The sequence below is a fragment of the Streptomyces sp. NPDC096046 genome (genome assembly GCF_040303285.1).
GTDB lineage: Bacteria > Actinomycetota > Actinomycetes > Streptomycetales > Streptomycetaceae > Streptomyces.
In genome coordinates this window covers 491864-497922 of the sequence record NZ_JBEOSZ010000001.1, presented here as the reverse complement: position 1 = coordinate 497922, position 6059 = coordinate 491864, and the positions used below count along the sequence as shown (strand labels likewise).

The window sequence follows — 6059 nt, the reverse complement described above, 5'->3', positions numbered from 1 at the left end:
GGCGCAGACGTGGGCACGCACAGGGGCACGGGCACAGACACAGACACGGGCGCGGACGTGGGCGCAGACGTGGGCACGCACAGGGGCACGGGCACAGACACAGACACGGGCGCGGACGTGGGCGCAGACGTGGGCACGCACAGGGGCACGGGCACAGGCACGGGCACAGGCGCTAGCCCCGACGTCCTCCACCGGCCCCCGCGCCCAACGCCCCCCGCTGCGGGGCGATTCCCGCCGGTACCGCGCGCTGCCGAGCCGGCGTTCCCGTCCAGCAGGTGCCGCGGCGCGAGAGCAGGCGGCGGAGCCACAGTTCCAGGGAGACCAGGTCCGCGAGGCCGTCCAGGGGAAGGGGTTCGCCCGCCGCCGCGCCCCGCAGCGCCTTGCGAACCACCCGGGCCTCGACCAGGCCCGCCTCCGCCAGCAGCGGGGTGTCGAACAGGGCGACCAGGGAGTCCGCCGCCACGCGCAGCCCCGTGCGCTCCGTGGCCGCCGCGGTCGCCTGGGTCGGGGCGCCCCAGCCGGGCGGCAGCTCCCGGACACCGGCCCCTTCCAGCACCGTACGCAGGATCGCCGCCCTGGCCCCCGGCCGCACCCGCAGTGCTTCGGGCAGCGCCCGGGCCGCGCGGACGACCTGGTTGTCGAGGAACGGCGCGTGCAGCCGCTGGAAGCGGACCTCCGCCGCCTGCTCCAGCACCCGCAGGTCCGCCGCGTGCCGTGCCAGCGCGGCGCGCGCCCGGAAGTCCCCCGGCCGCTGCCCCGGCCCCACCAGCTCCGACCGGTGTGTCGATGCCTGAAGACGAACCGATACTTCAGCGAGCGCCTCACCGGTCAGCCAGCGCGCCGCCGGCCCGGGTCTCCCCCAGGTCAGCGCGGCGAGTGAGGCGTCCAGCGCACCGCCGGGCGCGTCGAGCCCGTCGTCGGAGCGGGGGTCGAGAAGGCGCTCGGCGAGGGACTCGACACCCGACCGGTACGGCGTACGGGACAACCGCCGTGCCGCCGCGTACACGCGTGCCGGCACCAGCACCGACCCGTCCGCCTTGGCCAGCGCGGCGACCGGCCGTACGAGATGACGCCGCCGGCGGTCCATCAGCAGGTCGGCGAGCCGCGCGGGATGGGCGTCCAGCACCTGGCGCGCCCCGTAGCCCGTGAAGTGGTCCGCGCTGCCCGCCGCGAGCCGGGCCCGGTGGCGCGCCGCCGACACCAGGCACGGCCCGGGTTCGTCCGTCAGAGGCCCGTCCAGGTCGGCGTACGGAAGGGTCTGCTCGTCACCGGCCACGACGACGTGGTGCAGCCGGGGGTTGGCCGCCAGTGCGCCCGCCCGCTCCAGTTCGGCCTCCCGGCCCCCGACGGCGAGGTCGTTGAACGTGACGGCCAGCAGCCGCTCCCCCGCGCCCGTGCCGTGGCCGAGCACCGTGCCGGGCATTCCGGGCAGTCCCGCGGCCAGCAGCGCCAGTGCCCCGGAGGCCGGCCCGCCGGAGAGGTCCGCGCCGATCCCCGGGACCGGCATCCCGCGTGCGGCACGCCGCTCGGCGGGCCCCATGCCGGGCACGGGGCCCGGGTCGATGTCCGCCCCGGGGACGTGCCGAGGCGCGGACAGCCGCGTCCGTACGGCTTCCACGAGCGCGTCGCGCACCGCGTCGACCGCGCTGTCCGGATCGGCCGGGGGCGCCGCCACGGCCAGCGAGGCGACCGGCTCGTACCCGGCGATCTCGCGCGCCCCGGCGCGCAGGATGAGGGCATGCCCGGGCGGAATGCGCTTCACGCCGTCGTACGGCGTGGAGTCGTGCAGCGCGGCGGGCACGTCCGGGGCGGCCAGCAGCGCGGCGAGGTGCCCGAAGTCGAGGTTGGCCTCGATGAGGTCGGCCAGCGGCAGCGCGGCGGTCGCGTACGCCGTACCGCCGGCCCAGGGCGTGTGGAACACCGGCCGCGCGCCCGCGAGATCGCCGCAGACGGTGATCCGCCTGCCGACCTGGACGATCGCCGTGTAGCTGCCCGGCCAGGCGGTCAGATGCCGAAGTGCCCCGCCGCGCGCGGCGAACAGCGCGACGCGCAACTGCTCGTCGGTGGCGCCGCAGATGCCGAGGACGGCGATGCGCGTCCGGTCGTCGGCCTTCACGACGCGCACCTCGTCGGGGCGCCAGTCGCCGACCGCCCACAGCGGATCGGGGTCGCCCCACAGGAGTTGGGACCCCACCGGGTGCAGCGTCTCACCCTCGCCGCCGGTCGCCCCCGCCGAGCCGGCAGCGACGGCTCCCGCGGCGGTGCTGCTCCATCCCACCAACCACCGCATCGCCGCCTCCACAGGCTGTGGACAACCAGTGCACCGTACGAACCGGTTCACCATGCTGCCATGAAGGAAGCGTTCCAGAGGGTGCCGACGCCGCTTGCGCTCCGTCGAATGCGCCCCGGCGGAGCCGCCCGCAGTGCCCCGAACACCCCGAACACCCGCACGCCACAAGGAGACCCGGGCGGCGACAGCGGTCGGCGGGGCGCAAAATCAGGAAGGGAAACCGAAGCGCGGCGGAGGAGGAAAAGGAAGGGAGCGCCAAGAATCAAGGCACGCCAGCGACATGTCTCCGGTACGACTGCGACGCGAATGCGCCCCCGAAACGCGCCCCAATCACACCGGAAGCGCCCTCAACTGCCATGGTCGGAGGCCTGATGCACCAAGACCGCCGGGGTCGATTTTCGGCCAAATCGGCGTCACGCAGACGGCTTCGAACACGCTCCGTACAGGCTCCGCACCCTGTCTTCCGGTCGCGCGGTCCGGGAGACGGAGCCCGCCTCCCGGACCGTTCCGCCGCCCGCGGGGATGAAGGCGGCGGTGTCCCCCAGCCCGCTGGATCCAGTACAGCGGGCCGACCCACGCAATGACCATGGAACCGCTCCCGCGGTGGCCGGAGAAGAGCGCACGGACAGGCGCACGGCCACACACTGGGAGCACGTCGCAACAGCCCGTATCTGAACCGCACTTCAGTACGGACCACAATCCCGCCAACCGGAACAATGCCCCTTAACGCTTGGGATGCGGCGAACTACGCTGGGTTTACGAATGCCGCGTGGTTATGCCAGTGCGGCAGCCGTCTGTGTCGAGGGGTGGCGCATGTCCAGGGAGCAACGCGGGCCGAACGACAAACTCGGCGCCGTTCTCGCCCTCGCGGGAATTTCCAACGCGGGCCTCGCGCGGCGCGTCAACGATCTTGGCGCCCAGCGCGGTCTGACGCTTCGCTATGACAAGACGTCGGTGGCGCGCTGGGTGTCGAAGGGCATGGTGCCCCAGGGTGCCGCGCCGCACCTCATCGCCGCCGCCATCGGCCAGAAGCTCGGCCGCCCGGTACCACTCCACGAGATCGGTCTGGCCGACGCCGACCCGGCACCCGAAGTCGGCCTCGCCTTCCCGCGGGACGTCGGCCAGGCGGTGCGCTCGGCGACGGATCTGTACCGCCTCGACCTCGCCGGCCGCCGGGCCGGTTCGGGCGGCATCTGGCAGTCGCTGGCAGGATCGTTCGCGGTGAGCGCATACGCAACGCCCGCCTCACGGTGGCTGATAACCCCGGCCGACAGTTCGGTCGCGCGTGACGTGGGCCCCGGCGAGGGCTCCGGCGCACCGCTCAAAGTCGGCCACAGTGATGTGCAGAAGCTGCGGGAGGCCGCCGAGGACGCGCGGCGCTGGGACTCCAAATACGGCGGCGGCGACTGGCGTTCGTCCATGGTCCCCGAGTGCTTACGAGTGGAGGCCGCCCCCCTGCTGCTCGGCTCGTACTCCGACGAGGTCGGCCGGGCCCTCTTCGGCGCCTCCGCCGAACTCACCCGCCTCGCGGGCTGGATGGCCTTCGATACGGGCCAGCAGGAAGCGGCCCAGCGCTACTACATCCAGGCCCTGCGCCTGGCCCGGGCGGCGGCGGACGTCCCCCTCGGGGGCTATGTGCTGGCCTCCATGTCACTCCAGGCCACCTACCGCGGCTTCGGCGACGAGGGCGTGGACCTCGCCCAGGCCGCCCTCGAACGCAACCGCGGACTGGCCACGGCCCGCACCATGAGCTTCTTCCGCCTGGTCGAGGCCCGGGCACACGCGCGTGCGAACGACGCCCAGGCCGCCGGCGGCGCCCTGAAGGCGGCCGAGAGCTGGCTGGAGCGCGCCCGCCCCGGCGACAACGACCCGAGCTGGCTCGGCTTCTACTCCTACGACCGTTTCGCCGCCGACGCGGCGGAGTGCTACCGCGACCTCAAGGCGCCCCGCCAGGTCCGCCGCTTCACCGAGCAGGCCCTGTCGAAGCCGACGGAGGAGTTCGTCCGCTCGCACGGCCTGCGCCTGGTCGTCTCCGCGGTCGCCGAACTGGAGTCGGGGAACCTGGACGCCGCGTGCGAGCAGGGGGTGCGGGCGGTGGAGGTCGCCGGGCGGATCTCCTCGGCCCGCACCACCGAGTACGTGAAGGATCTCCTGCACCGTCTGGAGCCGTACGGCGACGAGCCACGGGTGGTGGAGCTCCGTGAGCGTGCACGGCCGCTGCTGATGACCCCGGCGTAGCGGGGCGCGGGAATGCCGTTCGTCGCGCGTTTGCGGGCGGTGTCAGTGGCGCAGTGCACTATCGAGGCGGGAGGTGGTGCGCGTGCGGACCGGATACGACTGTGACGTGCTGGTGATCGGCGGCGGAATCGTCGGTCTGTCGACGGCGTACGCCATCACACGCGCCGCACCGGGCACACAGGTCACCGTCCTGGAGAAGGAGCCGGGCCCGGCCCGCCACCAGACCGGCCGCAACAGCGGCGTCATCCACAGCGGCGTCTACTACCGCCCCGGCTCCCTCAAGGCGCGTTACGCGGTGCGGGGCGCGGCGGAGATGGTCAAGTTCTGCGCCGAGTACGGCATCCCCCACGCGGTCACCGGCAAGCTGATCGTCGCCACCGACCGCGCGGAGCTGCCCCGCCTGCACGCACTGGTGCAGCGCGGCCGGGAGAACGGGATCCCGGTACGGGAGCTGGGTGCCTCCCAGATCGCGGAGTACGAGCCGGAGGTGCGCGGCCTCGCCGCGATACACGTGGGCACGACGGGCATCTGCGACTTCGTCGCGGTCGCCCGCCGGCTGGCCCACGCCTCGGGTGCGGAGATCCGCTACGGCACGCGGGTCGTACGCGTGGACCGGCGCCCCGGGCGGGGGGTCGCCGTGCTGACGGCCGCGGGTGACGTTGTACGCGGGCGGGTCCTGGTGAACTGCGCGGGCCTTCAATGCGACGAGATCGCCCGGCTCACCGGGGACGACCCGGGCATGCGGATCGTGCCGTTCCGTGGTGAGTACTACGAGCTGGCCCGGCCGGAGCTGGTGCGGGGCCTGGTCTATCCCGTGCCCGACCCGGCGTTCCCCTTCCTCGGGGTGCATCTCACGCGAGGCATCGACGGGAGCGTCCATGTCGGACCCAACGCGGTCCCGGCACTGGCCCGCGAGGGGTACGGATGGGGCACGGTGCGCCTGCGCGAGCTGGGCTCGACCCTGGCCTGGCCCGGCTCCTGGCGGATCGCCCGCCGGCACTGGCGGTACGGGGCGGGAGAGCTGCGGCGGTCCCTGTCCAGGACGGCGTTCACGGACGCGGTGGGCAGGCTGCTGCCCGCGGTGTCCGAGGGCGACCTGGTGCCGACGGCGGCGGGTGTGCGCGCCCAGGCGGTCCTCCGCGACGGAACCCTGGTCGACGACTTCCTGATCCGCGAGGGCCCTCGCGCGGTGCACGTACTGAACGCGCCGTCACCCGCGGCCACGGCGTCCCTGCCGATCGGCCGGGAGGTGGCCCGGAGGGCGTTGAACGCGCTGTGAGGTCCGCGGGCTCGGCGCTGCCGCTGATCCCGGCGGAACGGGCTGCCTCGTCCATCGCCCACCCGTGGCGCCCTGAGCAGCAGGCACGCCCGCTGCTGGGGCGGCCCAGCGCCCGCGACCGACCGGGATGGGCACCGGCACGACGCACCCGGGCACGACGAGAAGGGGCCACCTCGGGGCCCCGCCCGCAGCAGCCGGTCACACAGGCCCACAGCCGAACGGTGCACCACACGAGCCCCCACACGGCGAGAA

The 6059-nt window shown here is 74.0% G+C and carries 3 protein-coding genes; 2 read left to right on the top strand and 1 reads right to left on the bottom strand.

Annotation, left to right across the window (positions count from 1 at the left end):
- Window positions 1–172: 172 nt before the first annotated feature.
- The gene (locus tag ABTX62_RS02385; protein WP_283974863.1) at window positions 173–2290 is read right to left on the bottom strand and encodes an asparagine synthase-related protein; all 2118 of its coding nucleotides are present in this window, start codon (window positions 2288–2290) and stop codon (window positions 173–175) included.
- 813 nt (window positions 2291–3103) lie between these two features.
- Here ABTX62_RS02385 and ABTX62_RS02380 point away from each other — a divergent pair.
- Together ABTX62_RS02380 and lhgD are read left to right on the top strand one after the other, a co-directional pair.
- A complete protein-coding gene (locus ABTX62_RS02380) occupies window positions 3104–4528 on the top strand; it encodes an NsdA family TPR-like regulatory protein (RefSeq protein ID WP_283974864.1) in 1425 nt (474 codons plus the stop codon).
- A 73-nt stretch (window positions 4529–4601) separates the two neighbouring features.
- Complete coding sequence (lhgD, locus tag ABTX62_RS02375) at window positions 4602–5807, top strand: L-2-hydroxyglutarate dehydrogenase (protein ID WP_502997889.1); 1206 nt, start codon at window positions 4602–4604, stop codon at window positions 5805–5807.
- Window positions 5808–6059: the final 252 nt, after the last annotated feature.

Excerpts from the sequence above, each read along its gene's own strand:
- ABTX62_RS02385 (WP_283974863.1), bottom strand. The coding sequence starts at position 2,290 with ATGCGGTGGTTGGTGGGATGGAGCAGCACCGCCGCGGGAGCCGTCGCT.
- ABTX62_RS02380 (WP_283974864.1), top strand. The coding sequence starts at position 3,104 with ATGTCCAGGGAGCAACGCGGGCCGAACGACAAACTCGGCGCCGTTCTC.